Here is a 16,200-nt window from a genome sequence, read left to right on the forward strand (position 1 = left end):
CACGATTTAAGGAAGGCTTCGTACTTAGCAATGAATAACAAACAACTAAAGTTAGCGGATCTAGCCAAGCTTGCTGGAGTATCAACCTCGACTGTTTCTCGTGCGTTAAATGATAACCCATTGATAAAAAAAGAAACTAGAGATAAATTAAAGCAGTTAGCAAAGCAACATAACTTCAGTTTAAATACGGCTGCGAGCCGCCTTCGCTCACAAAAAACCAATGTTGTAGCAGTGATCATAAATTTCGACAGTGGCACGGAGCAATCAATTAACGACCCTTTTTTGCTTAAGGTAGTCGGAGAGATAAACCTCGCGTTGAATAAACAAGGGCTAGAACTTCTGCTCTCAAACTCATTTATGGCCGGTGATGACTGGGCTAATTATTTTATCAATAGCCGTCGGGCTGATGGCATTATTGTGGTTGGGCAAGGCAAAGATCCGGCAAACATTGAAGCCGCCGCTAATGCAGGCGTGCCCTTAGTTGTTTGGGGTGACCCAAAAACTCCCAGTAATTATCCCATTGTAGGCAGTGATAACTTTGTTGGGGGTCGTCTTGCGACTGAACACTTATTAGCAGGTGGCGCTAAAAATATTGTATTTTTGGGAGACCCAGGACATGCTGAAATTGGCGAACGTTACCGTGGTTATTTAGCTGCTCTAAATACGGCTAACGCTATAGCAAACGTAGTGTCTATCGATATTACTAGTAGCGCAGCATACCATGGGATCAACCAATTACTAGTCGCGAAAGGTTTATGTTTCGACGGCATTATGGCGTGCAGCGATATGGTGGCACTAGGCGCTATGAAAGCGTTAAAAGAGCGCTATATCAGTATTCCTAACGATGTTGCGTTAGTTGGTTTTGATGATATTGCCATGGCAGATGTGAGTCACCCATCACTTTCGAGCATTAAACAAAACACTCAGCGAGCCTCAGTATTACTGGTTGAAAAATTATTAGCGCAGTTACAAGGTCAGTCAGCTGAATCACAAGTTGTTGAAATAGAATTAATTAATCGTCAATCTAGCAAAGGATAATCTGTAGGGTGAGTTAACTCAATTTTGAAATTTAAAATGCAAACGTTTGCATTTTATTTTGCGCTACACTATGCTAAAAGAAATCAACATCAGGTTAACGTGCATGAACCCAATAAGAATAACCATAGCGTTGGCGTGTAGCTATTTCGTGTTCGCTATTTTACTCAATAGTGTTGGCACCGTAATTTTACAAGCCATCAATAGTTTTGACATAACAAAAACGCAAGCTTCTGTTTTAGAAGGCTATAAAGACCTTACCATAGCAATAGTTTCTTTTATTGTTGCATCATTTATTCCACGACTTGGCTATAAACTGGCCATGCTTGTAGCGTTGGGGTTGGTTGCCTTAATGTGCTTGTTAATGCCCTCAATTGCACAGTTTTATGCGTTCAAAGTATTGTTTGCTGTGATCGGTTGCAGTTTTGCGATTATGAAAGTATCCGTTTACTCGGTTATTGGCCAAGTCACTGATAACGCCAATCAGCACTCAGCATTGCTTAACACCATTGAAGGTATTTTTATGCTTGGGGTGTTATCTGGCTATTGGGTGTTCTCATGGTTTATTGATAGTAGTAATGCGCAAAATACAGCATGGTTGAACGTGTATTATTTGCTGGCTTTGTTAGCGGGTATGGCTTTTATTACAGTGCTTATAGCGCCAATAAAAGTTCCGCAAAAAGCAACATTACGTACCAGTCAATTAGCTGCTTTTATTGACATGCTAACACTCACTTATAAACCTCTAGTGGTTATATTTATTATCAGTGCATTTTTGTATGTGTTGATTGAGCAAGGGGTAGGGACTTGGTTACCTACTTTTAATAATCAAGTACTTAAGCTGCCAGTTGATATTAGTATTCAACTGGCCAGTGTGTTTGCCGCAGCACTGGCGCTAGGTAGACTAGTGGCGGGGCAGATATTACGCGTTATTGGCTGGTATAGTTTGTTGTTAAGTTGCTTGGTTGCTATGGCCGTGCTGGTGCTACTAGTTTTACCGCTGACTCATGAAATTGATGGCAGCCAAGTAACGAGTGTATTTGATGTGCCTTTTGCAGCATACATGCTGCCGCTCATTGGCTTTTTTATGGCTCCTCTTTACCCATTACTTAACTCTGTGATGCTCAGTGCGTTAGCCGCTCACCAGCAGGCAGCTATGACCGGACTTATCGTGGTTTTTTCAGCATTAGGCGGCACCACTGGTTCAGTAATTACCGGCTTCATCTTTGATAAATTTAGTGGCCAACATGCCTTTTATCTTACCTTGATCCCAATTAGCTTGTTGTTGATCAGTGTAACTTTATTTAAAAAAATGACAGTAAACTTAGGCGCAGTGCCAGAAAAAGGAACGATATGAACTTTGTAAATAGCCAATTATTTTTAGATGTGCAACTGGCGGCTATATTTAGTGACAGTAAAACTTTTGCTGATGCGATTGCTAATGATAGTTGGCAGTTAGCATGCGACCTTTACTTACGCGTTAAACCACTTACTACACCACAGTTAACAGAATTTGTAGCACAGCATTTTACGTTTGAATCAACGGAGCTCCCAACTCAGCAAAGCAACAGCGATAGTGTGCAAAGCTATATTGCCAATTTATGGCCGTATTTGCATCGCAATGCAGACACAGCTAAAGCCAGCTCTTTATTACCACTTAAACACAGCTACATAGTACCGGGTGGGCGCTTTCAAGAAATATATTATTGGGATAGTTATTTTACTGCGTTAGGTTTGCAAGATATTGGCGATATAGACAGTATCGAAGCCATGCTTGCTAATTTTATTGATCTGCAAAATCGTAATGGTTGTATTCCCAATGGCAACCGCAGTTACTATAGTTCTCGCTCGCAGCCTCCTATTCTAGCGCTGATAGTTGATTTAATTTGGCAAGCAAAATACTGTAAAAATAGTGACTTTGCATGGTTAACTGATTGCGTTGTTGCCCTTGAGCAAGAATATACATTTTGGATGCAGGGGGCAGAGCTACTGAGTGAGCAAATATCAAGCCATAAGCGTGTAGTAAAAATGGCAAATGGTGCATTACTTAACCGTTACTGGGATGATCAAGCAACACCACGGCCAGAATCACTGCGTGAAGATTTGCATGATGCCTCATTACTTCCTGAACAGCAAAGAGCTAATTACTATAGAAATATTAGAGCTGCGTGCGAGTCTGGTTGGGATTTTAGTAGTCGCTGGCTGGGTAATAATAAGCTTACCAGTATTCAAACCACGGATATTATTCCTGTGGACCTCAATAGTTTACTTTATTACCTTGAAAAACAGCTGGGTCATTACTTTGCGGTATTAAACAATACAAATAAGCAACAGTATTTTGAGCAACAAGCAGCTCAAAGACGTGCGGCAATTAATCAGTATTTATTCAGTACTGATATGGGGTTTTTTGTTGATTTTAATTATCAAAGCCAGCAACAATCTACAGTGCTGTCGCTTGCCGCCACCGTCCCATTGTTTGTCAATTGTGCTAGCGAAGAGCAGGCGGTGTTGGTTAAAAATAAGCTTATGAGTGACTTTTTAAAACCAGGCGGATTAGTAACAACCCTCAATGAGACTTCCCAGCAATGGGATAGCCCTAATGGCTGGGCACCACTGCAGTGGTTTGCTGTACACGGATTTCACCAGTATGGCTTTGTTGCAGATGCAAACACCATCATGAGCAATTGGTTACAGATGATAGAAAACAGTTTTAAAACCGACCACTGTCTACTCGAAAAATACAATGTTTATGAGCCTGAAAATAGAGCTGGAGGTGGCGAGTACAAAGTGCAGCAAGGCTTTGGTTGGACCAATGGAGTGACTTCTCGATTTTATCATTTAATAAAATAACGTAATAGCCAAGGATTGGCTTTAAAATTGTTTAGTCGTTATGCATCAGACATCTAAATTTTCATTCTTTTGATAAATCAGATGCAATATAGATGCAATATAACCCCCATCTCTGTTATTAGCATTGAAGATAGGTGTCATTATAAGTTTGTTCCTTATACTGAACATGGAATAGCGGTTTAAAGGAGAGAGTAATCGTCTGCTAATACACTCCTACAAAACAGCTAAGAGTGATTGTTATCAGCCAATTAAGCAAAGATATTTAGCGATGTTGCTGCTCTCTTTTTAGCGTGAAATAAAAGCTTTTCATGAGTATATACATGGTTACGGCCAGCTATATTCATACTTTTCAATAGTATAAAAGCATGATGTAGCTAAGGTTTTAAAAATTACAGGGGATATTGTCAATAATCGCTTGTGATGCTACCTGGCCAAATAATGCTTGTGTTATTGCATCTCCTGGTAAGGTATCGCTAAACGTTAATAAATCGGCTGACTTCCCTGTTATGGTTTCATACAACACCAATGAGGAAAGCAACTTACCTAACATTGTTGCATGATTCCCGTCAGCCTGATGAATGGTTAACTCAGGCGATATTTCGAAGGCTTGATTCCATGCTAACCCTACAGGGGCCACACAACTATGTTGCTCTTTAGCAATATCTACATGAATACCGTGTACGTAAATTGCATCTTGTGGCTTTCCTGCCAGTGGATGTTCAGGAAAAAGAATTGGCGTGGCACCTATCGCTTTTGCTCGTTGTATCCAAGTTACAGTGGCATCGATAGGATAAAATTCCGACTGGCTTTGAGAGTATTTTTGCCCTTGTAAAATAACATGGGTCCATTGTTTATTTTGTATTGTTTCAATAATGCTTTCGTTATTAACGATCGTGTCGAGAAATGCTCCATTGCGAGTGTCAATATTTACCGTTTTATTGGCGTCACCATGAGAAAATATTTCTGTTAGTAAAGATTCAATACCGGCTACATGGCTATTACCAATAATTAGAATATTATAATTACTTAATTCTCTGTTATTGGGGATTGGTAAATTATCCGTTGATTTTATTGGCTCACTAGTGCCATTTCCAGCAGGGATGGCTGCTTCTGATGTGGAAGTCGACCCCCCACACGCACACAGCATAAGTATTGCAGAATAAATAATTAGGTTTTTTCTCATCATTCCCTCGATAGTTAATAGTTATTTTTTTAGTGTGAAATTTGGCTTGATGTATCCTATTTTTTTGCCACTTTATTTAAATTTATTATAAAACTCGTCAGTTATGGTTGTCATTTTGCAATTCAATGTGGTGTTTTTTCGCTTCATTATAAACAATGCATAAATTTGTACTCATCAAATCAACAGCAAAGATAAAATTATATCGCTGTTAAAATCATTTGATACGGTGTTCCAATTACCTGCAGTGCCTTTAGAAATAGTTTAAAACAATGCGTTAAAGTCTAAATCTTTTTGTTGAACATTTTCATCATTAGCAACACCGTAAAAACGATGGTGCACTGCATATAGTCACATTCCATTTACATTACCACCAAGTTTGAAGCAAATAAAGTAAATATCTACTCCTTGGCTACCGACATTTAATAAACAGATACTGAAACGTCTTGTTGTAGGGCCGTTGGCATGTGGCTCTTACTTTCGCGTTAAACTACTCACAAGAGCGAAATTAACAGAATTAGTAACGTAGCATTTTTACATTCGTATCAACGAAGCTTCCAGCTAAGCAAAGGATCACCGAGGCCAGAATCATTGCGTGAAGATTTAAAGTATGCCTAATTACATCCTGAGCACCAACGAGCTAGTTACTATAGAAATATTAGAACCGCGTGTGATTATGGTTGAGATTTTAGTCGTCGCTGGCTTTGTAATAATAAGCTTATGAGTGACTTTTTAAAACTAGGAAGATTACTTCCCTCAATGAGACTTCCCTGCAATGGGATAGCCACAAATGCTCACTGGTGCTAGAAAGTACTTTTAATACTGACCACTGTCTACTCTAAAAAAGTACAGTTTTTATTGGGCTTTAAATAGGCTAGAGCTGGCGAGTACAAAGTGCAGCAAGGCTTTGGTTTATAACCTCACGATTTTATTATTTAATCAAACCATAAGTTAATAATAAAGTATTGATTTAAATCATTTTTATAACTAAAATGGATTAGTTGAAAGGTGCTTGATAGTCAAGCATCTAGACGTCTAAATTTTTTATTCTCTTTATAAATCAATAGATTTGAGTGAAATAGGTTGAACATTGGAGTTGTTTTAGGTATTGTAAACAAAATGTTTCAAGGACGAGATGCAATGATTCAACCAACCTCAGTATTTATCAAAACCGTTTTTAAAATGCCTGTCCGTTCGCAGTGTTATCCATACTTAATTAAAACGTTAGATGCATTTTTTAGTAAAGTAAAAATGGACGACAGTCTACCCCATAATGACAACCGCAATGAGTTTGATCTTTTCTTAATTGATAGCAGCGGCTGCAATTGGCAAAACTTAATACCAGCAGACTTATTAGCCTTAGCCAAAGTGAAACCTGTGATTGTGTTTAATGCGCATTCTGACGCTATTTGTGAAAAAAACTTGTTACTTAATAATTTTAAGGGAGTCTTTTATAACAATGACCTTCCTGAGGATGTATTTACCGGATTAATGCGGATCATTAATGATGAGCTCTGGTTCAGTCGCAAGATTATTTCTTCTACATTTAATGAAGTGCTCGCGATGGTAAGTCATTATGATCATCAACCTAGCAGTGATGCTGGTAGTGAACATCAAGTGTTAAAAAGCCTGACTAAACGAGAAAAATCAGTGGTTTATTTACTTGCGCAAGGTGCGAATAACCATAGTATCGCAGAGCGGTTAAATATCAGTGATCACACCGTAAAAACACACCTTTATAGCGCATTTAAAAAAACAAATTCACGAAATCGTATTGAGCTATCTAATTGGGCACAGCGATATATGGCGGTACGATTACCGTTGCATGACTAACAGATCAACCATAATATGCACCCAATTATAACCAGTAGGATGGAGCATCAGTAACTGCATATTTTGTGATATTGTTTCAGGTAAAGCACCTTGTGACCCTGTTTGGGAGGATGAAAGCATTTAGTATTTCTGACTATCTATCCAAATACAAAAGGAGCAACTGTGGTTATTCCTAAGCAGCACCTTAGTCGTTATGCTTTTGCGCAATCTGATGAAGTACTTGCAAAGCTGATTGTAGCCACTAAAAAGTTGCTCTTATTTTAGACTCTGCGCTAGAGGGAGGGGAGAACAGGTATGTTTTTGAAATTTATATTCTCACGATTGTGAAAGAGCCGACGACAGTGAGCTCGCTGCTTTTGCCAAACAGATCAGAGAGTACGCATAACCTTTGTTTATATAATACTCAATCGGTAATTGCAGCCCTAATACTCTTCATACATTACGTTGGTTTTTGATTGGTGCTATATCGGTGCTGGTACACAGATATAACACCTGTTATTGCTATTTTTGTATCTCATGGTTAGCTATAGAATAAGCTAACCAGAAATCAGAATCGTTATGCCAGCGTTGATAGACGTTAATTATCAACTACGCTTTGTTGCCCATATGCCTTTATCAATGCCTTTGATGACTAGATCACTGAGGGCTTTTTCAATTGCTTGGGTTACGCAAATACTCATCGGTTCGTTATCACTAAAACCCGCTTCGGCTTCGGCTAAACGTTTATAACTAACATAACGGAAAAACCCTGCGCGCATTTCTTGGCTGAGCACTTTTTTGCTGGTGGCTACGGACAATAATACTTGCCCAGTACGCACGTCTACGGCACGTAAGTAAATAGAGATAGCATCTTCGCGGTAGAGTTCTGACGCGCCGATGCCAAAATATTCCATGCCAAAACCACCGGTTTTTACATTGGTGTCGTAGCTAATTATACCGCCTTCTAAAATGATTTTAGCGGTGGTCAGTGGTGGTAATTCAACAGCATTTGGCTGTTCGGCTTGGGCGGCACGAATAATTTTTCTTTCAGTCAGAATATTTTGCAAACCTTCACGTTCAACCGGAATAAACCAATCAGATTCGTGTAGCGCTTGTATTAAGATGGAATTAGCCCCTTGAGTGACGGCGGTTGAAAATGAACTAACATTGCCTTGCGGTTTATATTGGCCCGTTTGATCACGAAAAGAATATACCGATACGGCGATACTGCCAGCAGGTGTTGGTAACTGTTGAAGTGCTTTAAAGGTTTCAGTGGGGGTTAAACTTGCGGCCAACTGTTGCGAAGGTGGGATCAAATTGCCCATGCTACTGCATGCGGATAATGCCAGGGTAAGTACTGCAATAAATAGCGCTTTCATTTAGCTAAACCTCGGTACTTCAATGACCACGACACTGTTGTCAGTGGTGTTGGTTATTCGCACTGTAATTGAATCTACGGTACTGGTGATCACTTGAATTTCGTAATCACCACTTAAAAAAATTGAATCTTGGTTAAAAATACTTTCATCTATATCTTCACCAAAGGCAATATCAGTGATCTCTCTTACCATGCGGTTTAAGTAGGTACGTTCTAGAGAATCTTGAAATTTCTCAGCGTAGCTTTGTTCAATTATTGGTGCTTTATGTTTATTTTGCGCTTGCGCTTTATTTAATAGCATACTGGCATTGAGTGGACTACCTCCGAAACTTGGATTAATGGGGGTATACACAAGCTCTGTTGCAGATACCGATAAGGGGAGTAATATCATTATAGTTGTTGTTATATATTTTCTTGAGTCGGGGGCCATTTTACCATCCATTTTTTGCCATATCGGGCGAAGCTTTATGTAAATTAGAGCGCGCCATCGCATCCATAACACTGTATAAAGCGTGTTCTACACGCTCATCAATAGGCTCCAAGCGACGCCCTAAATAGGTTACATATACAATTTGATTATTCATTACTAAGGTCAGTTTTGTGCCAGCCCGAGGAAGTACGGTCTCTTTTATTTCTATATTAAAACCAGCGGTTGAGGGTAGGTCGCGCCAAAGGTTTGAAAATTCAAAATAAAACTGGTGACCAAAGCGACTAATGCTGCGATCGAGCACTAGGCCATCTATTTCTAATTTGTCAGCGCCTTGAGATAAGTGGCTAAAGGTAGTTAAAAAAAGCAGGCTTAGCGCGGTAATAAGCGTTCTAACTAATGTCATGTTTAATATGGGGGGACGTGCCCCCCAATATCCTTATTCTTGGGTCACAGTTGCAGTGTTGTAATCGCCCACTTGGGTGATCACGACTGAAGTGTTAGAAGCGGTAATAGCACCTTCAACTAAGTTGCCATTGCCTACTTGTGTGACTGTGAAGTTGATGTTGTCACCACCAACGATAAATGCACCCGTATCGATACCTGCTACCATATTCATATCGCCTTGCTGCGAAATATCAATAGAATGGTTGCTGCCTTCCATAACTAAATCAATCGCATTCAGATCGCCACTTTGGCTAAAATCAACGCTATTGTTATTACTATTTAGCACACTTGCAAAGGTTAATGTTGCTTCATTTGTGCTGCCTAATTGACTGATATTAATGTCATTATCGTTTGAAGTAAGCGATGTGTCAGGGTACGAAGATTGAATTAAAGCGGTATTCATGTCACCGGCTTGAGCTAAATCAACGTCGTTGCCTTGACCATTAAAATTAGCGATGTGAGCGCTGTTTTCGTTACCAATTTGAACGCTTGAGAATTCATTGTCAGCGCCAATTGTGCCCAAGTAGGTCTCGTTCATTGAGCCATTTTGCATAACAGTGAGTTCATTGTTATCACCTAATACATCAGCCCCAACTTGATTATTATCTTGTTGTTGATCAACCGAAACTTGATTGTCATTACCGGCAAATAACTCAGATGTGAAGGTATTGGTATTACCTTCTTGGTCGATTGATAGGGTGTTTTCGTTTCCTTCAACACTTGCAAAAGTCGCAGTATTTGAATCACCCGCTTGTTCGATGTCTAAGCTGTTTTCATCGCCGCGAACAGAAGTAACCGTAACGCCGTTGAAATTACCTTCTTGTGCTATTACTACTTCATTCGTATTACCAACGAGTTCAGTAAGTGTAAAAGCGTTAAACAAGCCGTTTTGAGTAACTTCAATGGTGTTTTCGTCACCACTAATAGTTGCCAGCGTTGCTTCATTTAAAAGGCCTGCTTGAGATGCGCTAATTTTGTTGCTATTACCTTGCAAATCCAAATTATAAAACCAATGGCCGCCATCTTGCTGAGTAACTGCAATGTCGTTAGCATCACCTTGAACTACGTTAATCGCTTCGTTATTAATACCAAAAAAGCCCGTGCCAAACTGCGCAACATTGACTGAGTTATCATCGCCTGTTATGTCTGATAGAGCGCCATTAACTTCACCATCTTGGCTGTGACTTAGGGTGTTGTTATCGCCTATTACGTACGTTAAAGACAAGTTTTGAATTTGTTTTTGATCAACATTAATGCTGTTGTTATCGCCTAAACTTGTTACGTTTGCTTCAAGGCCATCACCTTGTTGCGTGACCATTACATCGTTACCCATACCTTGCAATGATGTTTGTTCAATAGTGAGGACATTGCCTACCGCAGTAGTTGACACTTGACTTGCTAATACAGAGGTTGATTGGTTTTTATCGTCGATATTTGCGTGTGCAACAAAGCTTGAACTTAATGCAACTGCGATTGCACATGTCAATAAAGGTTTATTTAACTTCATGATTTTTCCTTAACTTATAATTATTAGAGCAGTCATTAATGGGTTGTGGATACCTTAATGTTCTGCATAGTTTGTTCGGCATGCCTTGCCGATTTAAGTTTTGTGATATCAAGAGCAAAAAGCTCACTCATACAAAAGTGAGTGAAGAATTATATTGATATGCAGTGTTGTGTTTTATGCAATTAATGCTTTTTTACTTACGCACTGCTACCAATTGACGGTTAACTTTATTGTGTAAACGTAATATTCGAAATCATCTCTTTTTATGATTTTTAATCTACTTTCTTTTCAATTGCTTACTTGTTTTCCACCGTAATCAGCTTGGAGTCTTGAACAATCTGGTAATAAAAGATGAGGCGAGTAAGGCATCTACTGAGCGCTAATTACTCATAAAAACGATTGTGTTGTTAATAAATTGACCGTTAAAAACAGTGTTAAAGACTGGTTTTTTAGTAATTTATTGAATTTTTCTTGTCTGGTTTAGGTTTTCTCTGTCATTTATGGTGCTTGCCAGTGATATTTCAAAAGTAGTGAAGTTAGCGAAACTTAGTAACAAAGCTAAGTTAATATTTCTAACTATGGATACAAAATATGAAAACTAAATTATCTATTTTAAGCTTGGCTATTTTGCCATGTTTAGCTGCAGCACAAGTAACAACCATTGCTGCAGAGCCTTCAGCACGAGCTTCTCAAGACTCATTGCTTGTTATGTATAAAAAAGGCACTTCTGTGGCAATGCGAAGTCAAGCCCGCAGTTTAGTAAAAGCTAAAGTAAGTGATTTAAATAAAGATGGTGTTGATGATAACTATTCGTCGATTTTATCTGGTCGTCTAGCTAAGTTTGAAGTAACTGGCATGAGCACCAAGCAAGCAATTAAATTACTGCAAACACATGCAGCGGTTGAATATGTTGAGCCAGATTATCGCGTGAGCATTGCTACGGCTCCTAATGACCCTGATTTTTCAAAGTTGTGGGGATTACACAATGAAGGCCAATCTGGTGGAACGGCCGATGCGGATATAGATGCACTCGAAGCATGGTCAATTACAACAGGTGGTAAAGATGTCGTTGTGGGCGTTATCGATACTGGTGTAGATCACAGTCATAGTGATTTAACGGCAAATATGTGGATAAATCCGAATGAAATCGCAGGCGATGGCATCGATAATGATGGTAATGGCTACATTGATGACGTGCATGGTATTAATGCCATTACAAATGTTGGCGACCCAATGGATGACCAAGGTCACGGTACGCATGTCTCAGGGACAATCGGCGCTGCAGGTAATAACAATAATGGTGTTGTGGGTGTTAATCATGAAGCGGCGATTGTTGGTTGTAAGTTCTTAGATGCATCAGGCAGTGGCTCTACATCCGACGCTATTAAGTGTATTGACTATATGGTGAGTCTGAAAAATGCGGGTGTAAATGTTCGCGTACTAAATAATAGTTGGGGCGGTGGTGGCTTTAGCCAAGCGCTTGCTGATGCGATAACCGCCAGCGAACAAGCTGACATTTTATTTGTTGCCGCTGCAGGTAATGACGCCGTTGATAATGATCAAAATCCACATTATCCATCCAATTATGAGCATGAAAGCGTGTTGTCAGTGGCCAGCACTGATCGTAACGATAATATGTCAGACTTTTCACAGTGGGGTTTAACCAGTGTTGATTTAGGCGCACCAGGGAGCGCTATTTTATCAACCGTACCGGGTAATGGTTATGCCACTTACTCTGGTACATCAATGGCCACACCGCATGTTGCGGGTGTCGCTGCTTTGGTACTATCACTCAATCCTGACTTATCAACAAGTGAGCTTAAACAGCTGCTTATGGATAGTGGCGATGATAATGCACAACTGGCAGGGAAGACCGTATCGGGCAAACGCTTAAACGCTAATCAAGCTCTTGAGCAGGCAGACCCTACACCAAGCTTTAAACTATCTGTTACACCAACAGCTCAGCAGATCACTGCCGGTGAAACGGCAACATATACATTTGAAATTGGCTCAATTGCCCAGTGGCAAGGGGTTGTAGACCTTGAATTAATTGGCGATTTAGCTGGTGCTAGTTTATCAGCAAACACTGCAACGCCTGGTGATGTGGTGATACTTAGTGTGCCAACTCAAGAGTCAACACAATGGGGGCGCTATGACTTTAGCGTAAATGCATCTTCTGGCGAGTTGGCTAAGCAGAAGTCAGTAAGCTTATTAGTTGATCCTGTTGGCTTAAATGATTTTACCTATACGAATGATACCGCAGTAGCAATCCCCGATAACAATGTTGACGGTGTTGATTCTGTGATCACCGTAAATGATCCACTGACTGTTTTTGCAACTCAAGCGAGTATTGATATTTCACATACTTACATTGGTGATTTAATCGTTACGTTAACCTCGCCTAGAGGAACAAGTTCTACATTGCATAGTCAGTCAGGCGGTAGCGCAGAGGATATAGTACAAAGCTACTCTTTAGCTGATTTTAATGGCGAAGTGGCAACGGGTGATTGGGTATTACATGTTGAAGATACCTATGCGGCAGATACTGGCACACTGAATAATTGGTCACTTACATTTAGTGCAATTGGTGAGGTAACCCCGCAGCCACCACAAGCTGATTTTGACTATGATGCACAAGCTTTAACAGTCTCGTTTACGGATTCAAGCAGCGATGCAAATAACGATATTACACAATGGAGCTGGGACTTTGGTGATGGTGCAACTTCAACAGATGCAAATCCAGTTCACGCTTATGCGCAATCAGGTAACTACCAAGTAACATTAACTGTAACCGATAGTGAAGGTAATACTGATTCGTCAGTACAGACCGTGGTTGTGAGTGATGTTGCAATTGCGTTGAGTTTAACCCGCGCGAATAAAACCCGCTTAAACACTATGCGTGTTGATCTTAGCTGGGAGCAAGTGGGTGCTCAATCACTTAATGTATATCGCAATGGTGAGTTTGTAGGAACAACGACTGATAACGGCCGTCACCGTGACTTCTTACGTAATGCAACTTTGCCAGCCTATGATTACCAAGTTTGTGTTACAGCAGATGTATGTTCAAATATCGTAACAGTGACATTTGAATAAGTGCACTTAACATTTAAATAATTCCCCGTTAAGTCCCAAGCCTTGCTGTTCCCCTGCAAGGCTTTTTTATTGCCTACTATATTGTTCCTGATAGTTAAACTCTGCACTTCAAACATCTAATAATATTATCAGATAGTCGTATTGTGGATTTTAACAGGCTCTGCTAACGTTCAACGATTACCCATAGTTTGAAATTCGGGGCGACTGACAACGCGCTCTATATTACAAAAAGAGAAACGTGCTTATGATCATCTTTTTTATCTGCCTGACTATTTTAATATTAGGTTACAAGTTCTACAGTCCCTTTGTAGAAAAACAAGCTGGTATGGACGCCACCATTGATACACCACAAAAACGTTTTAGCGAAGGTGTTGACTATGTTGCAATTCATCCTGTTCGTGCGTTTTTAATTCAGTTTTTAAATATTGCAGGGGTAGGCCCAATATTTGGCCCTATTCTCGGTGCTCTATATGGACCAATTGCTTTGGTCTGGATCGTACTCGGTAATGTATTAGGTGGAGCTGTACACGACTTTTACTCAGGTGTTATGAGTATCAAAGAGGATGGTAAAAGCCTACCAGAAATTGCAGGTAAATATTACAACGTTGTATTTAAAGGCTTTATGTTAATATTTACGGCGATGTTACTGTTTTTTGTCGGCGTGGTATTCATAATGAGCCCCGCTGGATTATTAAGCAACTTAGACGTATTTAAAGATACTATATTTGCCAATAATACCTTTTGGGTTTTGGCTATTTTGGCTTATTACTTTTTAGCTACTTTACTGCCAATTGATAAAATCATTACTAAATTTTACCCTGTTTTTGGTTTATTAATGATTGTGATGACGGTTGCAATTGCTGTATCACTGTTAATTAATGCGCCGCATTTACCGGTAGCTGGTGATTTTTTAGCGTATTTTGAAGCTGATCATGCCCATGACTTTTTAACTCCAAATCCAGATGGATTACCTACGTGGCCGTTATTGTTTATTACCATAACCTGTGGTGCTATTAGTGGTTTTCATTCTACGCAAGCACCAATTATTGCACGTTGCCTAACTAACGAAAAATACGTTCGTCCAGTTTATTATGGCGCAATGATGTGTGAAGGTATTGTTGGTTGTGTATGGGCATTAGCGGGTATTGCTGCTTTCCCAGAAGGCTATGCAGGTTTAAAAGCAATGCTTGATTTAGGCGGCCCAGGTTTGGTGGTTAACCATATAGCAAACAGTTATTTAGGTGTGTTTGGTGGTATTATGGCGATTATTGCAGTAGCAGTATTCCCAATTACCTCAGGCGATACGGCGTTTCGTTCACTTCGTTTAACAGTGGTTGATGCGTTTAGTATTCCGCAAAGTTTGCGTAATCGTTTATTGCTAGCAATCCCTATTTTAACGATTGCCTACTTTATGACTAAGCTTGATTTCTCTGTGATTTGGCGCTACTTCGCATTCTCAAATATGCTGCTTTCTACGAGTGTGTTATGGCTTGCGACTAAGTACTTATTTGACCGTGGAACATTTCACTGGATTGCCAGTGTACCTGCAGTCATCGCTACAGCAGTGACCTTGTCATACATAATGACTGCGGCAATAGGGTTAAACTTATCAAGTGATTTAGGTAAACCGATTGGTGCAGCAGTGGCGGTAATAGGCTTTATAGTACTAGCGATAGTGCATTCAAAGCATAAAGTGCGTGCAGTTTAATAAATCGTAATCTTAATAATGTAAAAGCGAGCCTTGTGAAGGCTTGCTTTTTTATGTTTAATCGAGTTGTAATTTAGTTAATAGCTTTATCAACTTTTTGATCACTAACCGTTCAGGCAAACTATTAGCCGTTAAAAAGTAGCTTGCTCAAAGTAGCGAATATCATCAAGGGTGTTGCTGATCATCATTGCGCCCTCTAATAAACTCACTGTTTTAATCGCAGCACGTTCAGGATTAAGCTCTCCATTTATTTTATGTGCTTGAGTTAACCAGGCTAAATTTTTAATGAAAAAGCGTTTTACTTCATCGCGCACTTTATCAGGAAGGCTGTCACTTTGTGCGCCAAGTAAGCCACATAAACACATTTTTTTATCCATCACTAACGCATTTCTAAATAATTGCGTGTAAATATCGATTGGATTTTTACCGTTTGCTTTATGTGCCTCCGGTTCGCCAAGCACAGCGATAAAGGCATCAGTGTATTGATGCGCGAGTTCAGCACCTAAATCAGCTTTGGTCGGAAAATGATAATGCACACTCGCACTTTTAATACCAATTTCATTCGCCAACTCTCTAAAGCTAAAATTGCTATAGCCACCAAGTCTAACCTTATTTTCTGCTGCTTTTAACAGGGCTGCTTTTTTTGTCATTTTAAAACTTCCTTCATATCGCTGCAAAAAATTATCAACCAGTAGGTAGTTATTTTCAAGCTCTTTTATTTTTAGTTTGCAAAGATCGAGATCTTAATATAAATTACCTATCA

At 39.6% G+C, this 16,200-nt stretch carries 12 protein-coding genes; 6 read left to right on the forward strand and 6 right to left on the reverse strand.

What is annotated here, in order from left to right:
* The first annotated feature begins 30 nt into the window (after positions 1–30).
* The 3 genes from PVK79_RS08105 to PVK79_RS08115 all read left to right on the forward strand — a co-directional run bounded on the left by PVK79_RS08105 (position 31) and on the right by PVK79_RS08115 (position 3,885).
* The gene (locus tag PVK79_RS08105; RefSeq protein WP_182730809.1) at positions 31–1,038 is read left to right on the forward strand and encodes a LacI family DNA-binding transcriptional regulator; all 1,008 of its coding nucleotides are present in this window, start codon (positions 31–33) and stop codon (positions 1,036–1,038) included.
* 103 nt (positions 1,039–1,141) lie between these two features.
* On the forward strand, positions 1,142–2,392 hold the full coding sequence (locus PVK79_RS08110) for an MFS transporter (RefSeq protein WP_182730808.1): 1,251 nt from the start codon (positions 1,142–1,144) through the stop codon (positions 2,390–2,392).
* Positions 2,389–3,885 carry a trehalase family glycosidase gene (locus PVK79_RS08115; RefSeq protein ID WP_182759403.1) on the forward strand — a complete coding sequence of 499 codons (1,497 nt, stop codon included), beginning with the start codon at positions 2,389–2,391 and terminating at the stop codon, positions 3,883–3,885. The genes PVK79_RS08110 and PVK79_RS08115 overlap by 4 nt, the downstream gene beginning before the upstream one ends.
* Positions 3,886–4,267: 382 nt before the next feature.
* Here PVK79_RS08115 and PVK79_RS08120 read toward each other — a convergent pair whose 3' ends face one another.
* Positions 4,268–5,071: a hypothetical protein gene (locus PVK79_RS08120; RefSeq protein WP_145234534.1), complete on the reverse strand. Its 804-nt coding sequence runs from the start codon at positions 5,069–5,071 to the stop codon at positions 4,268–4,270.
* A gap of 1,134 nt (positions 5,072–6,205) precedes the next feature.
* Between PVK79_RS08120 and PVK79_RS08125 the strand changes: the two genes are divergently transcribed.
* Positions 6,206–6,898: a response regulator transcription factor gene (locus tag PVK79_RS08125; RefSeq protein WP_145234532.1), complete on the forward strand. Its 693-nt coding sequence runs from the start codon at positions 6,206–6,208 to the stop codon at positions 6,896–6,898.
* Between the two features lie 584 nt (positions 6,899–7,482).
* Here PVK79_RS08125 and PVK79_RS08130 read toward each other — a convergent pair.
* The 4 genes from PVK79_RS08130 to PVK79_RS08145 are packed head-to-tail and all read right to left on the reverse strand — an operon-like array spanning position 7,483 to position 10,636.
* On the reverse strand, positions 7,483–8,256 hold the full coding sequence (locus tag PVK79_RS08130; RefSeq protein WP_145234530.1) for a CsgG/HfaB family protein: 774 nt from the start codon (positions 8,254–8,256) through the stop codon (positions 7,483–7,485).
* Positions 8,257–8,697, reverse strand: a complete 441-nt coding sequence (locus PVK79_RS08135) for a curli assembly protein CsgF (protein WP_145234528.1) — start codon at positions 8,695–8,697, stop codon at positions 8,257–8,259.
* Positions 8,687–9,088, reverse strand: a complete 402-nt coding sequence (locus tag PVK79_RS08140) for a curli production assembly/transport protein CsgE (protein ID WP_257326885.1) — start codon at positions 9,086–9,088, stop codon at positions 8,687–8,689. Before PVK79_RS08140 ends, PVK79_RS08135 begins: the two co-directional genes overlap by 11 nt.
* A gap of 33 nt (positions 9,089–9,121) precedes the next feature.
* Complete coding sequence (locus tag PVK79_RS08145) at positions 9,122–10,636, reverse strand: curlin (RefSeq protein ID WP_257326887.1); 1,515 nt, start codon at positions 10,634–10,636, stop codon at positions 9,122–9,124.
* 591 nt (positions 10,637–11,227) lie between these two features.
* On the opposite strand from PVK79_RS08145, the gene PVK79_RS08150 reads away from it, so the two are divergent.
* The gene (locus PVK79_RS08150; protein WP_182757475.1) at positions 11,228–13,729 is read left to right on the forward strand and encodes a S8 family serine peptidase; all 2,502 of its coding nucleotides are present in this window, start codon (positions 11,228–11,230) and stop codon (positions 13,727–13,729) included.
* 244 nt (positions 13,730–13,973) lie between these two features.
* A complete protein-coding gene (locus tag PVK79_RS08155; RefSeq protein WP_145234518.1) occupies positions 13,974–15,437 on the forward strand; it encodes a carbon starvation CstA family protein in 1,464 nt (487 codons plus the stop codon).
* Between the two features lie 131 nt (positions 15,438–15,568).
* Here PVK79_RS08155 and PVK79_RS08160 read toward each other — a convergent pair whose 3' ends face one another.
* Positions 15,569–16,087 (reverse strand): TetR/AcrR family transcriptional regulator, encoded by a 519-nt coding sequence (locus PVK79_RS08160; RefSeq protein WP_182730804.1) that lies wholly within the window; start codon positions 16,085–16,087, stop codon positions 15,569–15,571.
* Positions 16,088–16,200: the final 113 nt, after the last annotated feature.

It is taken from the genome of Pseudoalteromonas rhizosphaerae (assembly GCF_028885455.1).
Lineage (GTDB): Bacteria > Pseudomonadota > Gammaproteobacteria > Enterobacterales > Alteromonadaceae > Pseudoalteromonas > Pseudoalteromonas rhizosphaerae.

What these genes read in the sequence shown, in the direction of transcription:
- PVK79_RS08105 (WP_182730809.1), top strand. Translation starts at nt 31, where the DNA reads ATGAATAACAAACAACTAAAGTTAGCGGATCTAGCCAAGCTTGCTGGA.
- PVK79_RS08110 (WP_182730808.1), top strand. Translation starts at nt 1,142, where the DNA reads ATGAACCCAATAAGAATAACCATAGCGTTGGCGTGTAGCTATTTCGTG.
- PVK79_RS08115 (WP_182759403.1), top strand. Translation starts at nt 2,389, where the DNA reads ATGAACTTTGTAAATAGCCAATTATTTTTAGATGTGCAACTGGCGGCT.
- PVK79_RS08120 (WP_145234534.1), bottom strand. Translation starts at nt 5,071, where the DNA reads ATGATGAGAAAAAACCTAATTATTTATTCTGCAATACTTATGCTGTGT.
- PVK79_RS08125 (WP_145234532.1), top strand. Translation starts at nt 6,206, where the DNA reads ATGATTCAACCAACCTCAGTATTTATCAAAACCGTTTTTAAAATGCCT.
- PVK79_RS08130 (WP_145234530.1), bottom strand. Translation starts at nt 8,256, where the DNA reads ATGAAAGCGCTATTTATTGCAGTACTTACCCTGGCATTATCCGCATGC.
- PVK79_RS08135 (WP_145234528.1), bottom strand. Translation starts at nt 8,697, where the DNA reads ATGGATGGTAAAATGGCCCCCGACTCAAGAAAATATATAACAACAACT.
- PVK79_RS08140 (WP_257326885.1), bottom strand. Translation starts at nt 9,088, where the DNA reads ATGACATTAGTTAGAACGCTTATTACCGCGCTAAGCCTGCTTTTTTTA.
- PVK79_RS08145 (WP_257326887.1), bottom strand. Translation starts at nt 10,636, where the DNA reads ATGAAGTTAAATAAACCTTTATTGACATGTGCAATCGCAGTTGCATTA.
- PVK79_RS08150 (WP_182757475.1), top strand. Translation starts at nt 11,228, where the DNA reads ATGAAAACTAAATTATCTATTTTAAGCTTGGCTATTTTGCCATGTTTA.
- PVK79_RS08155 (WP_145234518.1), top strand. Translation starts at nt 13,974, where the DNA reads ATGATCATCTTTTTTATCTGCCTGACTATTTTAATATTAGGTTACAAG.
- PVK79_RS08160 (WP_182730804.1), bottom strand. Translation starts at nt 16,087, where the DNA reads ATGACAAAAAAAGCAGCCCTGTTAAAAGCAGCAGAAAATAAGGTTAGA.